This window comes from Clostridium sp. UBA6640 (genome assembly GCF_002455975.1).
Lineage (GTDB): Bacteria > Bacillota > Clostridia > Clostridiales > Clostridiaceae > Clostridium_J.
Window position 1 is genome coordinate 23,190 of the sequence record NZ_DKLM01000053.1, and the last position, 17,511, is coordinate 40,700.

Annotated in this window: 18 protein-coding genes and 1 pseudogene; 17 read left to right on the plus strand and 2 right to left on the minus strand. The window is 29.1% G+C overall.

The window, feature by feature from the left end; all coding sequences use genetic code 11:
• Positions 1–549: 549 nt before the first annotated feature.
• The 15 genes and pseudogenes from pyrB to hcp all read left to right on the plus strand — a co-directional run bounded on the left by pyrB (position 550) and on the right by hcp (position 14,219).
• Positions 550–1,470 (plus strand): annotated as a pseudogene (gene pyrB, locus B2W91_RS05450) (aspartate carbamoyltransferase).
• 25 nt (positions 1,471–1,495) lie between these two features.
• Entirely contained in the window at positions 1,496–1,930 is a 435-nt protein-coding gene (locus B2W91_RS05455; protein WP_291579279.1) for an aspartate carbamoyltransferase regulatory subunit, read from the plus strand.
• Between the two features lie 25 nt (positions 1,931–1,955).
• Entirely contained in the window at positions 1,956–3,152 is a 1,197-nt protein-coding gene (locus B2W91_RS05460) for a dihydroorotase (RefSeq protein ID WP_349680789.1), read from the plus strand.
• Between the two features lie 127 nt (positions 3,153–3,279).
• Positions 3,280–4,149, plus strand: a complete 870-nt coding sequence (pyrF, locus tag B2W91_RS05465) for an orotidine-5'-phosphate decarboxylase (RefSeq protein ID WP_291579280.1) — start codon at positions 3,280–3,282, stop codon at positions 4,147–4,149.
• A gap of 11 nt (positions 4,150–4,160) precedes the next feature.
• Positions 4,161–4,904: a dihydroorotate dehydrogenase electron transfer subunit gene (locus tag B2W91_RS05470; RefSeq protein WP_291579359.1), complete on the plus strand. Its 744-nt coding sequence runs from the start codon at positions 4,161–4,163 to the stop codon at positions 4,902–4,904.
• A gap of 25 nt (positions 4,905–4,929) precedes the next feature.
• Entirely contained in the window at positions 4,930–5,826 is an 897-nt protein-coding gene (locus B2W91_RS05475) for a dihydroorotate dehydrogenase (protein ID WP_291579281.1), read from the plus strand.
• An 83-nt stretch (positions 5,827–5,909) separates the two neighbouring features.
• The gene (pyrE, locus tag B2W91_RS05480; protein WP_291579282.1) at positions 5,910–6,488 is read left to right on the plus strand and encodes an orotate phosphoribosyltransferase; all 579 of its coding nucleotides are present in this window, start codon (positions 5,910–5,912) and stop codon (positions 6,486–6,488) included.
• Between the two features lie 264 nt (positions 6,489–6,752).
• Positions 6,753–7,697 (plus strand): carbamate kinase, encoded by a 945-nt coding sequence (gene arcC / locus B2W91_RS05485; RefSeq protein ID WP_291579283.1) that lies wholly within the window; start codon positions 6,753–6,755, stop codon positions 7,695–7,697.
• Between the two features lie 76 nt (positions 7,698–7,773).
• Positions 7,774–8,985 (plus strand): arginine deiminase, encoded by a 1,212-nt coding sequence (arcA, locus tag B2W91_RS05490; protein ID WP_291579285.1) that lies wholly within the window; start codon positions 7,774–7,776, stop codon positions 8,983–8,985.
• A gap of 80 nt (positions 8,986–9,065) precedes the next feature.
• Positions 9,066–10,061 carry an ornithine carbamoyltransferase gene (gene argF, locus B2W91_RS05495; RefSeq protein ID WP_291579287.1) on the plus strand — a complete coding sequence of 332 codons (996 nt, stop codon included), beginning with the start codon at positions 9,066–9,068 and terminating at the stop codon, positions 10,059–10,061.
• A 168-nt stretch (positions 10,062–10,229) separates the two neighbouring features.
• A complete protein-coding gene (locus B2W91_RS05500; RefSeq protein ID WP_291579288.1) occupies positions 10,230–10,793 on the plus strand; it encodes a putative glycolipid-binding domain-containing protein in 564 nt (187 codons plus the stop codon).
• Positions 10,794–11,163: 370 nt separating this feature from the next.
• Positions 11,164–11,322: a rubredoxin gene (gene rd / locus B2W91_RS05505; RefSeq protein ID WP_291579289.1), complete on the plus strand. Its 159-nt coding sequence runs from the start codon at positions 11,164–11,166 to the stop codon at positions 11,320–11,322.
• Between the two features lie 137 nt (positions 11,323–11,459).
• On the plus strand, positions 11,460–11,681 hold the full coding sequence (locus B2W91_RS05510) for a hypothetical protein (RefSeq protein ID WP_291579290.1): 222 nt from the start codon (positions 11,460–11,462) through the stop codon (positions 11,679–11,681).
• Positions 11,682–11,815: 134 nt separating this feature from the next.
• Complete coding sequence (locus tag B2W91_RS05515; protein WP_291579292.1) at positions 11,816–12,355, plus strand: YhcN/YlaJ family sporulation lipoprotein; 540 nt, start codon at positions 11,816–11,818, stop codon at positions 12,353–12,355.
• A 226-nt stretch (positions 12,356–12,581) separates the two neighbouring features.
• On the plus strand, positions 12,582–14,219 hold the full coding sequence (gene hcp / locus B2W91_RS05520; RefSeq protein WP_291579294.1) for a hydroxylamine reductase: 1,638 nt from the start codon (positions 12,582–12,584) through the stop codon (positions 14,217–14,219).
• Between the two features lie 87 nt (positions 14,220–14,306).
• On the opposite strand, the gene B2W91_RS05525 is transcribed toward hcp, so the two are convergent.
• Entirely contained in the window at positions 14,307–14,468 is a 162-nt protein-coding gene (locus B2W91_RS05525) for a hypothetical protein (RefSeq protein WP_291579296.1), read from the minus strand.
• Positions 14,469–14,692: 224 nt separating this feature from the next.
• On the opposite strand from B2W91_RS05525, the gene B2W91_RS05530 reads away from it, so the two are divergent.
• The gene (locus B2W91_RS05530) at positions 14,693–15,130 is read left to right on the plus strand and encodes a hypothetical protein (protein WP_291579297.1); all 438 of its coding nucleotides are present in this window, start codon (positions 14,693–14,695) and stop codon (positions 15,128–15,130) included.
• 215 nt (positions 15,131–15,345) lie between these two features.
• On the opposite strand, the gene ispF is transcribed toward B2W91_RS05530, so the two are convergent.
• Complete coding sequence (ispF, locus tag B2W91_RS05535) at positions 15,346–15,819, minus strand: 2-C-methyl-D-erythritol 2,4-cyclodiphosphate synthase (protein WP_291579298.1); 474 nt, start codon at positions 15,817–15,819, stop codon at positions 15,346–15,348.
• A 940-nt stretch (positions 15,820–16,759) separates the two neighbouring features.
• On the opposite strand from ispF, the gene B2W91_RS05540 reads away from it, so the two are divergent.
• Complete coding sequence (locus B2W91_RS05540; protein WP_291579299.1) at positions 16,760–17,296, plus strand: hypothetical protein; 537 nt, start codon at positions 16,760–16,762, stop codon at positions 17,294–17,296.
• Positions 17,297–17,511: the final 215 nt, after the last annotated feature.

Genomic DNA, 17,511 nt, shown 5'->3' on the forward strand with positions numbered 1-17,511 from the left:
ATATTTTAAGTTTTATATTGGATATTTATATTATACTACATGTATATTCAAATATCTATATATTTGAATATAATAATTTAAAATTATTTTTATTTTAATAAATTTACAATACATATTATGACATTTTAGTAAGTATTGGTGAATATGATATATACTAAATATAAATTTAATTTATGAGCTCATATAATTATTAACAATTTTATAACTATAAAATTGTTGATATAATATACATTCAAGTAAAACATTTGTAATTTAATAAAATGTCTTGACAAGTATTAAAGATTTATATAATATGTATTTTAAGATAAAAAAATATATTAAAACTTTAATATAATCCTTTTAAATTTGATCCCGTGAGGTCAGAAAGGGAAGATAGTATTGTTATGTAGGTATATAGGTGTAGCTATAATTATAGCTATAGCTATATGTTTATAGTAAAGAAAAATGCTTTCCTTTCAGGAAAGCATTTTTTATTTTATAAAATTTTAAACTATTAAGTTACACTAATACCTTTAAATTAACCCAGTGAGGTAAAAAGGAGATGTCATTATGTTAAAAGGAAGAAATTTAATTGAGCCAATGGATTTTAATTTAAATGAACTAGAGGAGATATTTATACTTGCTGATGATATCATCAAAAATCCATGGAAGTATTCAAAGCTTTGCGAAGGAAAATTATTAGCTACACTTTTTTATGAACCTAGTACTAGAACAAGATTTAGTTTTGAAGCAGCTATGTTAAGACTAGGAGGAAGCATAATAGGATTTTCTGAACCAAATTCAAGTTCAGTAGCTAAAGGAGAAAGCATTTCAGATACTATAAGAACCGTTGCTTGCTATGCAGATATAGCTGTAATGAGACATCCTAAAGAAGGTTCAGCATTAGTTGCAGCATCTAACTCAGATATCCCAGTTATAAATGCTGGAGATGGAGGCCATCAACATCCTACTCAAACTTTAACAGATCTTTTAACAATAAGAAGTATAAAAGGCAATTTATCAAATTTAACCATAGGATGCTGAGGGGATTTAAAATTTGGTAGAACAGTACACTCACTTATAAAAGCTTTATCTAGATATGAAAACAATAAATTTGTATTGATATCACCTCAAGAGCTTAAAGTTCCAGATTATATAATAAGACTTTTAGAAGAGAAAAACGTAGAGTTTGTTCAAGTAGAAAAAATGGAAGATGTTATAGGAGAACTAGACATACTATACATGACAAGAGTTCAAAAAGAAAGATTCTTTAATGAAGAAGATTATGTAAGATTAAAGGATTCCTATATCTTAGATGCTGAAAAAATGAATATGGCTAAAGAGGATATGATAGTACTTCACCCACTGCCAAGAGTAAATGAAATATCTTACGAAGTTGATGATGATAAAAGGGCAGTTTACTTTAAACAAGCTAAATATGGAATGTTTGTAAGAATGGCACTAATTGCTAAACTGTTAGGCCTCGCTTAAATAAGGGATTAGGAGGAGTATGAATATGTTGACAATAAATAGTATTAAAAATGGAATAGTTATAGATCATATAAAAGCAGGTGGTGGAATAAAAATATTCAATTACCTAGGGCTAGATAAGGCAGAATATAGAGTTGCATTAATAATGAATGTTGAAAGTGAAAAGCTAGGAAGAAAAGATATTATAAAGATAGAAAATGTTTTAGATATAGATTTCACAATCCTAGGACTTATGGATAAAGGAATGACAATAGATATAATTAAGGATGAAAAAATAGATAAAAAGATAAATTTAAAATTACCGGAAGAAGTAGAAGATATTATTAAGTGTAAAAATCCAAGATGTATAACTTCTATAGAGCCATATTTAAATCATGTTCACTATCTAGTGAATGAAAAGACAAAAGAATACAGATGTAAATACTGTGATGATATAAGAAAAGTAAGAGAGCTTATTTAATAACTATAAAAGGGAGAGAGTATTTATGGAACTTTGTATAAAGAATGCTAAAGTAGTTGATTGGTGCAAAGTATTTATAGGAGACGTCTATATCAAAGATGGGATTATAGTAGAGATAGGCAAAGATTTAAAGAAGAACTGCAATACAATAGATGCAGATGGACTAACTTTAATGCCATCCTTTATAGACCTGCATGCTCACTTTAGAGATCCAGGTTTAACCTATAAAGAAGATATAGAATCAGGATCTAAAGCAGCAGTTAAAGGTGGATTTACAATGGTGAATCTTATGGCTAATACAAATCCTGTGTGCAGTTCTATAGATACTGTAAATTATGTTAAGGATAGAGCTAAAGAAACAGGACTTATAGATATACATCAAGTGGTTTCAATAACTAGAAATTTTGATGGGCAAGATATTAGTCACTTAGATGAAATAGATAATTCTATAAAAATAATTTCTGAGGATGGAAAAGATGTAATTGATAGCATGGTAATGCTAAAAGCAATGAAAAAGGCAGAAGAGAAAGATTTTACTGTAATGTGTCATTGTGAAGATCCATATCTATCAAATTATGATATGAGAATTGCTGAAAACATAATGACTAAAAGAAACATAGAATTCTCTAAAATTACTAATTGTAAACTGCACATTGCACATGTAAGTACTTTAGAAGCAATGAGGGATATCATTGAAGCTAAAAAGCAAGGATTAAAAGTGACCTGCGAAGTTGCACCTCATCATCTGGCATTAACTAATAAATATAATTATAGAGTAAATCCTCCTCTTAGAGATAAAGAGGATATAGATTTCTTAATAAAAGCTATAAAAGAGGGATATGTAGATTCAATAGCTACAGATCATGCTCCTCATAGTGAAGAAGACAAAGCAAAGGGAGCACCGGGAATTTCAGGATTAGAGACAGCCTTTTCAACAACTTACACAAAGTTAGTAAGAGAAAAGAATGTAAGCTTAAGTAAGTTAAGTGAAATAATGAGCAAAAATCCAAGTGAATTGTTAGGAGTAAATAAGGGAACAATTGAAATTGGATATGAGGGGGACCTAGTGCTACTAGACTTAGAGGCAAGTTACGAGATAAATTCAGAAGAATTTTGGTCTAAAGGAAAAAATACCCCGTTAAATGGAATGAAAGTATATGGGAAAATAGTTAAAACTATAAAAGGCGGAAAAGAAGTTTATTCTAATAATGAATATAACTAGACGGTTTAAAAAATAAGTTAATAAGAAAAACTATTTTCAATATTAGGTTATCAGAGATCAGCCATAAAAATTTTATGACTGAAAACTGATAATCTATCCTATAAATAAGATTGATAAGGAGATAAAAATGATAATAGATAAATTATTTAAAACTGTTGAAGAAAAAGGACACGTGTGCGTAGGACTGGATACAGATTTAAGCTATATACCAAATACTTTTTTAAATAAATTTGGTTCACTAGAAGATGCAATATTTGAGTTTAATAAGGCTATAATAGATGAAACTATTGATGTTGCAGCTTGTTATAAGCCTCAAATAGCTTATTATGAAGCATTAGGAATATCAGGACTTATGGCTTATAAAAAAACATTAGAGTATATAAAGCTTAAAGGTGGAATAAGCATTGGAGATATAAAAAGAGGAGATATATCAAAAACAGCTGAAATGTATGCTAAAGCTCATTTTGAAGGAGATTTTGAAGCTGATTTTATAACATTGAGCCCATATATGGGATTAGATAGTATCGAACCTTATCTTCCATATATTAAGGAAAGAGAAAAAGGCGGATTTCTGCTAGTTAGAACTTCAAATAAAGGGGCTAAAGACATTCAATATATTGATACACTAGAAGGAAAAAAGGTATTCAATTCAGTAGGAGAAAAAATTCAGAACCTAGGAAAAGAATGCATAGGAGAGTGTGGATATAGCTCAATAGGGGGAGTTGTAGGATGCACTCATGTAGAAGAAGGAGTAGAGCTTAGAAATAAACTAAACTCAATGTTCTTCTTAATACCTGGATATGGTGCACAGGGGGGAAAAGCAGAAGATGTTGCACTGTATTTAAAGGATGGAAACGGCGGAGTTGTAAATTCATCAAGAGGTATAATGCTTGCTTATAAAAAACATGAGGACGGAGAAGCAAACTTTGCAAAATATGCAAGAAAAGAAGTTATAAGAATGAGAGATGAAATACTAAGGGCTATAAGGCAGGAGTAGTTACAATGAGTATAAATAAGAAGTACACAGTAAATACGGTTATAGAAAATATTCAAGTGTGTGAGGGTATATATAAGCTAAAAATAGAAGGAAACTTTAAAGCAGAACCTGGACAATTTTATATGTTAAGAAGCTGGGATAGTGAACCAATACTTTGGAGACCTATAAGCGTACATAACGTAGAGGAAAGTGGAGAAAATATAGAGTTTTTATATGCAGTAGTAGGACAGGGAACTGAACTTTTAAGTAGACTTAAAAGAGAAGATAAGATAAGTGTTGTAGGTCCACTAGGAAATGGATTTGATATAGAAGAAGCTAGTGGTAAAAAAGTAGCATTAGTAACAGGGGGAATAGGTGTAGCTCCTATACACTATCTTTCGAAGAAGATAAAAAATTCTCAAATAGATGTGTTTGCAGGATTTAAACATGATGTATATGGGTTAGAAGAGATAAAAGATCATGTAAATTCAATGAATATATCAACAGAAGATGGAAGCTATGGACATAAAGGATATATAACAGAAATATTTGAACCCGAAAAATATGATTTAGTGCTGTGTTGCGGACCAGAAATTATGATGTATAAGGTAATAAATATGTGTAGAGAAAAGAATACTAAGGTTTATATATCAGAAGAAAAGAAGATGGCTTGCGGTTTAGGGGCTTGTTTAGTGTGTACATGTAAAACTAAGCATGGTAATAAAAGAACTTGTGTAGATGGTCCTGTGTTTTCAGGAGAGGATATAGAGTTTTAATTTATTGTAAGGGAGTTGACTTAGGTTGTTAGGTGTTAATATATGCGGAGTAGATTTTAAAAATCCCATAATAGCAGCTTCAGGTACATTTGGATTTGGTGAAGAATATAATGAACTCTTTGATGTATCAAAGCTTGGAGGTATATGCACAAAGGGACTTACCATTAATGCTAAGGATGGAAATTATGGAGTTAGAATGATAGAAACTTCATCAGGAATGATTAATAGTGTAGGGCTTCAAAATCCTGGAGTACACCATTTTTTAAATGATGAAATCAAAAAAATGGAAAAAATGAATACAGTAATAATAGCCAATTTAGGAGGCTCTACAATTGAGGAATATTTAGAGGGAATAGAAAAATTAAATGACAGTAATGTGGATATGATTGAACTTAATATATCCTGCCCAAATGTTAAAGAAGGTGGAATGGCATTAGGTATAAAATCTCACATTGCTTATGATGCTGTAAAACAAGTTAAAGCATTATGCAAGAAACCACTTATAGTAAAATTATCACCTAACGCCGAAGATATAAGGGATATGGCATATAGATGCTGTGAAGCAGGGGCGGATGCACTATCTCTTGTGAATACTTTTAAGGCAATGGCAATTGACATATATAAGAAGAAACCTGTATTTGACAATATATATGCAGGATTATCTGGACCAGCAATAAAACCTATAGCACTTAGAATGGTTCATGAAGTTTGTCAGGTAGTAGATATCCCGGTTATCGGATTGGGTGGAATAAGAACATGGCAAGATGCAATAGAATTTATAATGGCAGGTTCACAGGCAGTTCAAGTAGGTACTGCAAACTTTATAAAACCTGATATAGCTCTAGATATAATAAGTGGTATATCAAAATACTTAGAATCTGAAGGAATAAAAGATATAAATGAAATAAGGGGAATAATTTAAGAAATCAAATAAAATATTGATAAGTTTGCAATTTAAGGTTAAATGAAATTCATCAAAATATAAATATATTTCGGAGGTTAGCAATGGAAAATAAAGATAAAATGGTTATAGATACATTGGTAGAAACGGGAGCATTATTAGAAGGACATTTTCTACTATCTTCAGGAAAGCATAGTAATAAATATTGTCAGTGCGCAAGATTATTACAATATCCAGATAAAGCAGAAAAAATTTTAAAATTAGTTGTAGAAAAGATAAAAGATATGGATTTTGATGTAGTTGTAGGTCCAGCTATGGGCGGAGTAATAGTTGCTTATGAGCTTGCTAGGCAATTAGGTAAAACAGCAATATTTACTGAGAGAAGAGAAGGAGTTATGACTTTATCAAGATTTGAAATTGCAAAGGGGACAAAAGTCATTATATCAGAAGATGTCGTAACTACAGGAAAATCTACTATGGAAGTTATCGAGGTTCTGGAAAAGTTAGGAGCAGAAGTTGTGGGAGTTTGTTCCATAGTTGATAGAAGAAGTGATGACTGTAAATTAAAATTACCTTTATATAGTGCAATAAAATTAAATATAGAAACTTTTGATGCTGATGAGTGTCCACTGTGTAAAAAACAAGTGCCGTACGTTAAACCAGGCAGTAGAATTATAAAATAATTGTCGCAATTGGTCTATAAAAAAAGTTTATTCATTAGTTAAGAATAAATATTCAAACAGTGTGTTAAATTTGCATCAAATAAAGTAAAAATGCATAATATTTTAAGTTGTTATGCATTTTTTTGTAGCGCTTCTGTATAATGTGATAATTTGTAATTATTGACATAAAAGTGAAAAAAATTTACTATGAAGTTATAAATATCTCAATATTCTGAATATACGCGTCGGATAAAATAGTATTAAAAATATATGGAGGGGTTAATAATGAAAATCGTACTAGCTTTAGGGGGAAACGCATTACAATCAAATCCAAAAGATAAAAGTGCAAAAGCTCAGTTAGAGACATGTAAAGAAACGGCAAAATCAATAGTAGATTTGATAGAAGATGGTCATACAATATCTATAGTTCATGGGAACGGGCCTCAAGTTGGACAAATAGTGGCTACTGTAGAGGATGCCATAAAGCAAAATGAAACAAATGTATTATTTCCATTTGATGTATGTGGAGCATTCTCACAAGGATACATCGGATACCACCTTCAAAATGCCATTTCAGAGGAACTCGATAGAAGAAATATAAATAAACCTGTAGCCACAATAATCACTCAAGTTGTTGTAGATAAAAATGATAAGGGGTTTCAAAATCCGACAAAACCAATAGGATCCTTTTATAGCAAAGAAATAGCTGAGAAATTAGAAAAAGAACAAGGTTATGTTATGAAAGAAGATGCTGGAAGAGGATATAGAAGAGTAGTTGCATCACCTAAACCAATAGATGTAATAGAGAAAAATACAATTAAATATTTAGTTGATAGTGGCAATATAGTAATTTCATGCGGTGGAGGGGGAATACCTGTAATCAAGGAAGATTCACAGGTTAAAGGAGTTGCCGCAGTTATAGATAAAGATTTTGCAGCAGAGAAACTAGGTGAGATATTAGATGCTGATTGCTTGCTAATATTAACAGCAGTAGAGAGAGTTTGTGTAAATTATAATAAACCAGAAGAAAAGTCGCTTGATATTATAACTTTAGAAGAGGTTGATAGATATATAGCAGAAGGTCAATTTGCACCTGGAAGCATGTTACCTAAAGTAGAGGCATGTAAAAAATTTGTTATGCACGATAATAATAAAGTTGCAGTAATTGCTTCTCTTTCGAAAGCAAAAGAAGCATTGCAGGGATTATCAGGTACTAAGATAGTAAAATAAGCTTTATGAATTGAAAGTAGGGTGTCCTATAGAGAAATGATAGGTTTCTTATTATAAATTAAGGAAGTGATAGTTTGTGGAAAAAAGAAATATAGAGGTTTACTCAGAAATTGGTAATTTAAAAACTGTTCTTCTTCATAGACCTGGAAAAGAAATAGAGAACCTTACACCAGAGTATCTAGAACGGCTTTTATTCGATGATATTCCATATTTAAAAATTGCTAGAGATGAACATGATAAATTTGCAGATTTATTTAAAATAAATGGAGTAGAAGTTTTATATCTTGAGAATTTAGCAGCTGAAGTTGTAAAAAATTCCGAAATTAAAGAAAGATTTATAGATGAAGTCATACGTGAAAGCAATATAGAAAAGGATTATATTAAAAGTGAAATAAAGTCATATCTATTATCTATGTTACCTAAAGAGATGATAGATACTGTAATGGCAGGAATCAGAAAACTTGATATCTCTATGAAGGAAAGTTCTAATGAGTATCCATTCTTGCTAGATCCTATGCCGAACTTATATTTCACTAGAGACTCATTCGCATGTATAGGAAATGGTATATCTCTTAATTCTATGAAAAAGCCTATTAGAAGAAGAGAAAGTATATTTGGCAAATATATATTTAAATATCATCCTCATTTTAAAGACTCTAATATTAAAATTTATTACGATAGAGAAGATGAATTTCACATAGAAGGCGGAGATCAATTAGTATTGTCTAAAGATGTTTTAGCAGTAGGATATAGTGAAAGAACGGACAAAGAGGCTATATTTACTTTAGCTAAAAATATTTTTAAAGCTAATGAAAGTTTTAAAAATGTTTTAATATTCGACATACCTAAAATAAGAGCATTTATGCATTTAGATACGGTATTTACAATGGTTGATTATGATAAATTCACCATACATCCAGCTATAGAAGCTAGTTTGAAAGTAACAAATTTAAGCTACGATAAAACTAAAAATGAAATAGTTGCAATAGAAGAGGAAGATAGTCTAGAAGCTATATTATCTAAATATTTAGGTCGTGATATCACTCTTATAAGATGTGGTAATGGAGATAAAATAATTTCGGGAAGAGAACAATGGAATGACGGTTCTAATACCCTAGCTATATCGCCAGGTAAAGTTATAACTTACGACAGAAATTATGTAACTAATGAGCTTTTAGATAAACATAATATAGAGGTGTTTTCTATTGCTTCTAGTGAGCTCTCTAGAGGAAGAGGAGGCCCAAGATGCATGTCAATGCCATTTATTAGAGAAGAATTAAAGTATTAAGTTAAGATTTAAGGTAATAAATCTTAATGATTATTTAAGTATAGCTAGGTATAAAAAATATTAATTAGGGGGAATTGAATATGTTTAACCTTAGAAACAGACACTTTTTAACACTTATGGATTTCACACCAAAGGAAATTAACTTTTTACTTGATTTAGCTCAAGATTTAAAAAAAGCTAAGTATACTGGAGTTGAAGCGCAAAAATTAAAAGGTAAAAATATAGCATTATTGTTTGAAAAAGATTCAACAAGAACAAGATGTGCATTTGAAGTTGCTGCACATGATCAAGGAGCTCATGTAACATACCTTGGACCAACAGGTAGCCAAATGGGAAAAAAGGAATCTATAGCAGATACTGCTAGAGTTTTAGGAAGAATGTATGACGGAATAGAATATAGAGGATATGGACAAGAAATAGTTGAAGAGCTTGCAAAATATGCAGGAGTTCCGATATGGAATGGGCTTACAAATGAAGATCATCCAACTCAAATATTAGCTGACTTTTTAACAATAAGAGAGCATTTCTCAAAGCCACTTAGTGAAATAAAATTTGTTTATGCTGGTGATGGTAGAAATAATATGGCAAATGCCCTTATGATAGGTGCAGCTAAAATGGGAATGGATTTTAGAATAGTAGCGCCAAAATCATTATTCCCAGAAGATGAATTAGTTAAAAAATGTGAAAAACTTATAAGTGAAACTGGTGGAAAGATAACATTAACTGATAATGTTGAAGAGGGTGTTAAAGACGTAGATGTTATATACACAGATGTTTGGGTATCAATGGGAGAACCTGATGAAGTTTGGGAACAAAGAATTAAATTATTAATGCCATACCAAGTTAATAAAAAGATGTTAGAATTAACAGGAAATAAGGATGTTAAGTTTATGCATTGTTTACCAGCTTTCCATGATGTAAAAACTAAGGTTGGAAAAGAAATATATGAGAAATTTGGCATAGAATCAATGGAAGTTACTGACGAAGTATTTGAAAGTTCTGCTTCTATAGTATTTGATGAAGCTGAAAACAGAATGCATACTATAAAAGCTGTTATGGTTGCAACTTTAGGATAATAAGATAGTTAATCTAGCCCAAGGAATAATTCTTTGGGCTAGTTTTATTTAAATCATTTTTGATTCAGTATGTTCCTTGCATGTAAAGTTATTAACGTATTTAACGATATACTTTTAAAGCAAATTAATTTAATAACTACATAATAAGCTAAAGAGAGGATATATTATATGAAAAAAGAATTAATTTGGAAAGCATTAGATGGATTTTCTACAGAACATCTATGTCTTTATGAAAATCAAGATGGAATAATAGCTAATTCTGTTGTTATAGGCATGAATGAAAGTGTTCCATTTCGTATTAATTATGAGATAAATTGTGATTTAAATTGGAAGGTAAATAAAGTTGATTTAAGAGTATTTGATAATAAATCTAAAAATATTACTTTATTATCAGGTGATAATGGAATTTGGAGAAAAAGTTGTGGCGAAGAAATAGAAGACTTAAGAGGCTGTATAGATATTGATATTTCAATTACGCCTTTCACTAATACTATTCCAATTAGAAGATTATCTTTAAAGCTTGGAGAACCAAGTGAAATAAGGGTAATTTATATTGACGTTCATAATTTTAAGCTAAAACCTGTAACGCAAAGATATACTTGTTTAGAGTCAATTTTAGAAGGATTTAAATATAAGTATGAAAATTTAGGTAGCGGCTTTGTTACTGAGTTTTTCGTTGATAAAGAAGGTTCAATAATTGATTATCCAGATATATTTGAAAGGGTAGATTAAGAGATGAAATTATAGAAATCGCTAATGAGGATAATAAAATGTAAAGGTTGAAGCTAAAGGAAAAAAAGCCAAAGGAAATATTAAAATTAAGTTTATATAATGAAAGTAGATAAATTAAAAGTAATAATATATTTAATGACTATGTAGAATAACTATTATCAAATAATATATAATATTAATTTAAAATATTTTCTGAAAATGACGTTATTATTCTTTACAGTAACAATAATATCTGTTAAATTATAATTACAGTAAAAGAGAGAAGTTTGATTAACTCGCATATATTAAAAGTAGAATATTAGGTATATTTTTCGATTAATTCTAGAAAAATATATATATGATAAATTTTATAATTTAGGAGGAAAATATTATGAAAAAATATGTTTGTGTAGTATGTGGATATGTTTATGACCCAACTGAAGGAGATCCAGATAATGGAGTAGCGCCAGGAACATCTTGGGAAGCTGTACCTGAAGAGTGGTTATGCCCACTATGTGGAGTAGGTAAAGATCAATTTGAAGAAGAATAAAATATAGTTTACACATAATAAAAGTCACTATTTAATAGTGGCTTTTTTATAATATAAAAAAACAATCATAAAACTTTATTACTCTTAATATTATATATCATCAATTAGGTTATAAATTAGCAGAAGGAGAGAAGAGTATGTTAAATGAAGTTCCAACGGTGATTTATGATTTGGAAGGAATTCCTATGAGAGTAATAAAAGCTTCTAAAATTTTTTTTAAAAATAGAAATGAAGAAGGCTATATACTTCATATAGAAAAAGCTGAAAAAGTTACTGCTGTAAGTGAATTTGAGCTTAGATATATAGATGGTAAGTATGTTTTAAATAGGAAAGTTTTTAGCGAGATAATATTAGTATAATTTTAAAGTAAAAGGGGCAATTCTATTATTGGAAGTTGCTCTTTTTGTTTATGCAAAAACTTCTAAAAAAATATAAATAAATTTTTCTAATTTGTGCAAACTAATATTATAAAAGAACGAGGAGGATTTAAACTATGAAGAAAAATTTAAAAACACTATTATGTTCAGTAATGGTATTATCTATTTTTACACTTCCTTTAATGGGATGTCGTACAACTACAACAACAGATGGTAATAAAGGAACAACAAATGGTACAACAACAAATGGTACAGGAACAAATGGTACAACAACAAATGGCACAACAGGAGAAGGGGCTAAAACAACAACAGATGGTACTCAGACAACAGGAAATGCAGATACAAAAAGAGCACAAGACATAAGTACTAAAGTTAGAGGTATAAAGGGAGTAAGCAGAGATGCTGTAGTTGTTAACGACAATACTGCTATAGTTGGTGTTACATTAGAAAACGCTGATATGAAGTTAGATGATAACATGAGAAGATCTATAGAAACTGCAGTTAAAGACGTAGATCCTAAAATTACAACTGTTAAAATAACTAATGATACAACTTTGTTTGGAAGAATAGAAACTATGGGTAGAAATGTTATGAATGGAAATGCAATGACAGATATTAGAACTGACTTCCATAATTTAGTAAATGATATTAGATAATAGAACTAATAAAAAAACTCTACGAAAAAGTCGTAGAGTTTTTTTATTTTAGGTAACAAATGTTACCGATTATTTTATACGTGATTGATATAATTTCATTGTAAGATAAATAAATATAAAGTATTGATTACATGAGCATAAGTAAAAGCTTATCTCTATTTATTGAATAGGTAAAGCAAAATGTTTGGATTAATTAAATATATATGAGGCAGAGGAGGAAGAAGAAATGTCAATGTTTTGTTATCAATGTGAGCAGACAGCTGGAGGAAAAGGCTGTTCTAAAATAGGGGTTTGTGGCAAAAATCCAAGGGTTGCAGCACTACAAGATTTATTAATTCATCAATTAAAGGGTATAGCATTATATGGAGAAAAGCTAATTGAAAAAAATATTAAAATTGAAAATGAAGTAAATGAGTTTATGATGGATGGGTTATTTTCCACATTAACAAATGTTAACTTTGATGAGGATAGATTCATTAAATATATAAATAAGTCAGAAGAGATTAAAAGAGCATTAGAGAATAAAGTCGGTGCAATGGTTGGAAATGATATAGCTATGTACATATCACCAAAAACTGTTGATGATATGGTTAATGAAGGAATGAAACATGGAGTAATGAATGATGGGTCACCAAATGAAGATATTCGTTCATTAAGAGAGCTAATAGTATATGGGCTAAAAGGTATAGCAGCTTATTCACATCAAGCAAATGTTTTAGGAAAGTCTGATGAAAAAGTTAATAACTTTTTCTATAAAGCTTTAGCTGGAATAACTAAATTAGAGAATGGAATTGGAGAGCTATTTGACTTAGCAATGGAATTAGGACAAGTTAACTTAATAGTTATGGAATTATTAAGTAATACGAATAGAGGATTCTATGGAGTTCCTGAGCCAACAGAAGTATTAATTACAAAGAAGAAAGGTCCATTTATAATAATTTCAGGACACGATTTAACAGATTTAAAACAACTACTAGAACAAACAAAAGGAAAAGGAATAAATATATACACTCATGGAGAAATGTTACCATGCCACGCTTATCCAGAGCTTAAAAAGCATAAGCACTTAGTAGGAAATTATGGTGGAGCATGGCAAGATCAGCAAAAAGAGTTTGATAGCATTCCAGGCTGTGTTGTAATGACAACAAACTGTATACAAAAACCAAGAGAAAATTATAGCGATAGAATATTTACTACAAGTGTAGTAGGCTGGCCAAATGTTGCACATATAGAAGAAACAAATGGAGTTAAAGATTTTTCTCCAGTTATTGAAAAAGCACTAGCATTAGGTGGATGGAACGAAGATGAAGCAGAAAAGAAAATTTTGGTAGGATTTGGACATGAAGCTACATTAAATCATGCAGATGCTATAATAAATGCTGTTAAATCAGGTGCTATAAGACATTTCTTCTTAGTAGGTGGATGTGATGGAGCTAAACCAGGAAGAAATTATTATACTGAGTTTGCAGAAAAAGCGCCAAATGATACAGTAATATTAACATTAGCTTGTGGTAAATATAGATTTAATAAATTAGATTTAGGAACAGTTGCAGGTCTTCCAAGATTATTAGATGTAGGACAATGTAATGATGCATACTCAGCAATTAAGATTGCATTAGCTTTAGCAGAAGCCTTTGAATGCACAGTAAATGATTTACCATTATCAATGATACTTTCATGGTATGAACAAAAAGCAGTATGTATATTATTAACATTGTTATCAATAGGAATCAAGAATATTAAACTTGGACCATCACTACCAGCATTTGTGTCTCCAAATGTATTAAATGTATTAGTAGAAAAATTTAATATAGCACCGATATCAACTGTAGAGGAAGATTTAAAAGCTACTTTAGGTGAATAATAATAAAACGTGACTATTATGTCACGTTTTTTGTGTTTTAAAAGCTTAATTATAAAGTATAATAGTTTTTTAAATTATAGACGATAACTACCAAACTAGATTAGAATTTTTTATTTTATCTACAATGATTTTTGTATATTTACACTTTTTATAGTTAATAGCATTATCATGCAATTGAATTAATTCCTCACTCCAACAGAATGTAGATTTTCTCATACCTGTTTCACCAGTTAAAAACAAATTTTTCATACTAATAAAATTCTTTTAAACTCCAAATATTAGCAGGTATAACTACGATTTTATATCGAATTTAACTATTGTCTCATAAACATCATCTATATGTTTTTAGAGCTTTCTATGCTTTGATTTACTATTATATCAGAAATTTAAAAATGATTTTTTATATTATGTATCAATATTTCCGTTTCCAGAATATACAGATATTGAAGCATGTTTTAGAAAGGAAGATTTATATGAGCGAAGTTTTGGTACAAGTTTTAATTATTATTACTGTAATCCTTGGAATTACAGGTATGGTATTAATGTTTAAAAAGAATAATATAGAACCAAAAGAAAAAATCTTTGAGAATAGTTATACTATATTAAAAAGTCTTCAAACTTTGGGATTTGCTGATGAGGAGACTAAGAATATACTAAGATTAATTATGAATAGAGTAAAATACGTAGAGAAAAATTTTAAAGATTCACCTAATAATGTTAAGGAAAACCAAGCTTTTAATTTTATTAAGGAACAATTAGATATTTTAAAATTTGATAATGTTTTAAGTGATGATGATATAAGGACTTTTATAAGACTAGCAGCTGCGTTTTTAAATCCTGATGAATTATATGAATATGGTGGTGTTATAAAAATAGAATATAATATTGAAGAATATGAAAATGATGAGTAATGTAATAATATTAAACTATAAAGAAAACGGGAATTAAAAGTTAATATTACATTTTAATTAGAGAAAAGTAGGAGATTGGGTTAAAAGAAATTTCAATGGCTGGTACATTAATAATGTTGCTTTGTATAAAGGTTATATGATGACTATTAGGTAGTAAAGAAGGGATTGTTTTTATTAGTTTTTAACTAATTTTTAAACAATCCCTTGATTGTCTTTTAATTTTCTAATAAAAGACAAATACTTTGAGAAGATATTCCTTCACCACTGCCTGTAAAGCCCAATCCTTCTTCAGTAGTAGCTTTTACATTTATTTTATTCTCTTCTATATTTAAAGCATTAGCTATATTTTTTACCATAGTAGGTATATGAGGTGCCATTTTAGGTTTTTGAGCAATTATAGTTGAATCTATATTGCCTATTTCAAAATTGTTATTCTTTAAAAGTTTACCAACATACTCTAATAAGGTTATACTTGAAATTCCTTTATATTTAGGATCAGTATCAGGGAAATACTTTCCTATATCGCCTAACGAAGAAGCGCCCAATAGACTGTCCATTATAGCATGTATTAAAACATCTGCATCAGAATGTCCTAATAATCCTTTTTCATAAGGAATTTCTACACCGCCAATAATCAGCTTTCTATTTTCAACTAATTTATGCACATCATATCCAAGACCAATTCTCATATTATTCCTCCTAAATTAAAATTTAATTAAACTATAATATATCATTAACTAAATACATAATCAATTTATAATTGTAGAAAAAAAATACGCGTTTGCGTACTATAATAAATTTCTAAAGTTATATATTTGCACTTTCGGTAGGGTTTCTTTATTTTTTGTTCTAAAGATGTTTTTTAGATGAAAAATAATTAGGCTTAAAGTTAATTTAGGTTTAAATTTATATCGAGTTTTAGTCTGAAAATTCACATAAATTATGTTATTCCTCATCATACCAGCCCTTTACTTAAAATTTTTATTAAAAGCTCATGGTCCTGTTTACAATTAAAATTATATCATGAACTGAGAAATAATGTAATATTTAAAATTTTATGAATTATTAAAATATTGTGAATTGATTAACGGAGTTTATAGGAAAAGAAGAATTATATAAAAAATATAAAAAAATAGTATATGCAACTTATCCCCAAACTATTCACAATTGTGTGGATAATGTTAATAATATTGATAAAATAACAAAGTAAAAGCAAAAAAGTTTAAAAAATATTTTGATAATATTATATTTTTTAAATAAATACTTTTTTTATTAGTTTATTAACATCAACTCCACAAATTATCAACATGCAAAATGTGGACAATGTGTATAAGTGAAAGGATATGCACAAAATTTTGACAAAATTCTAGACTTTTAAATAGAAATATACTAGAAGCTGTATATTGATTGTTGATAACTTATTAGTATTAAGCAATTAACTAAACTTAAATATTAATATTATTTGAAGTATTTGCAAAAATTTAATAAAGTGATATAATTATCCATGGTGATCACTAAAATAAAAATGTCAAAAACAAGAGAGTGTAATGCCCTATAAAAATATTATATGTTTTTAAAATTGATATTAACTTTATGGCTAAATAGCTCATTGTTTTAGGAGGAAATATTATGAAAAAAGTATTATCTATTATTTTAGCTGGAATGATGACATTCTCACTAACGGCTTGTGGAAGTAATGCAACAACTGAGAAAACTGAAGCAAATAAAGAGGTTGCTACAGAAGGAAGTAAGGCAGAAGAAAATCAAACAACAGAAGAAGTTAAATATGATAAATTCAGTTCATTGTTAAATTCAATAGCAGAAAAAGACTATGGCTATTCAGAAGTTGATACTTTAAAAATTATGAAAGAAGAAGAAATAACTAAGTATCAAGAAAAAGCAAAATCTGTAGTTGATAAGGCAATGGAAGATAATAAAATAGAAGCAGCAAAAGCAAAAGTTTATCCATATTATATAAATGTAAATGGGGATAAATCAGAGAAAGATTATGTAGTTGTTTATGGAGATGATAAAGCTCCTACTACAGCTTATGAAATAATATTGAATGTTTCAGATGAATTTGAGCCAAGCTTAAAAGAAGTTAAGGAAACAAAAGATATAATTGATGATCAGTTTAAAACTTTATTTGCTGAGGAAGTAAAGTAGTTTTCAACAGTAAATTAACAAGTTATCCACAGTGGACATGTTGATATTGTGGATTAAAAAGGCATGAAGTGTATACTTCATGCCTTTTAGAATATAAAATCCATCCACAGGTTATTCAATTAACAACCTAATACAATTCACAATTGTAGATATTTCTTAGCAGAAGCTGAGAAATTTTTAATTGATTCTTTTTTTCAAGTTACAGAATAACTTCT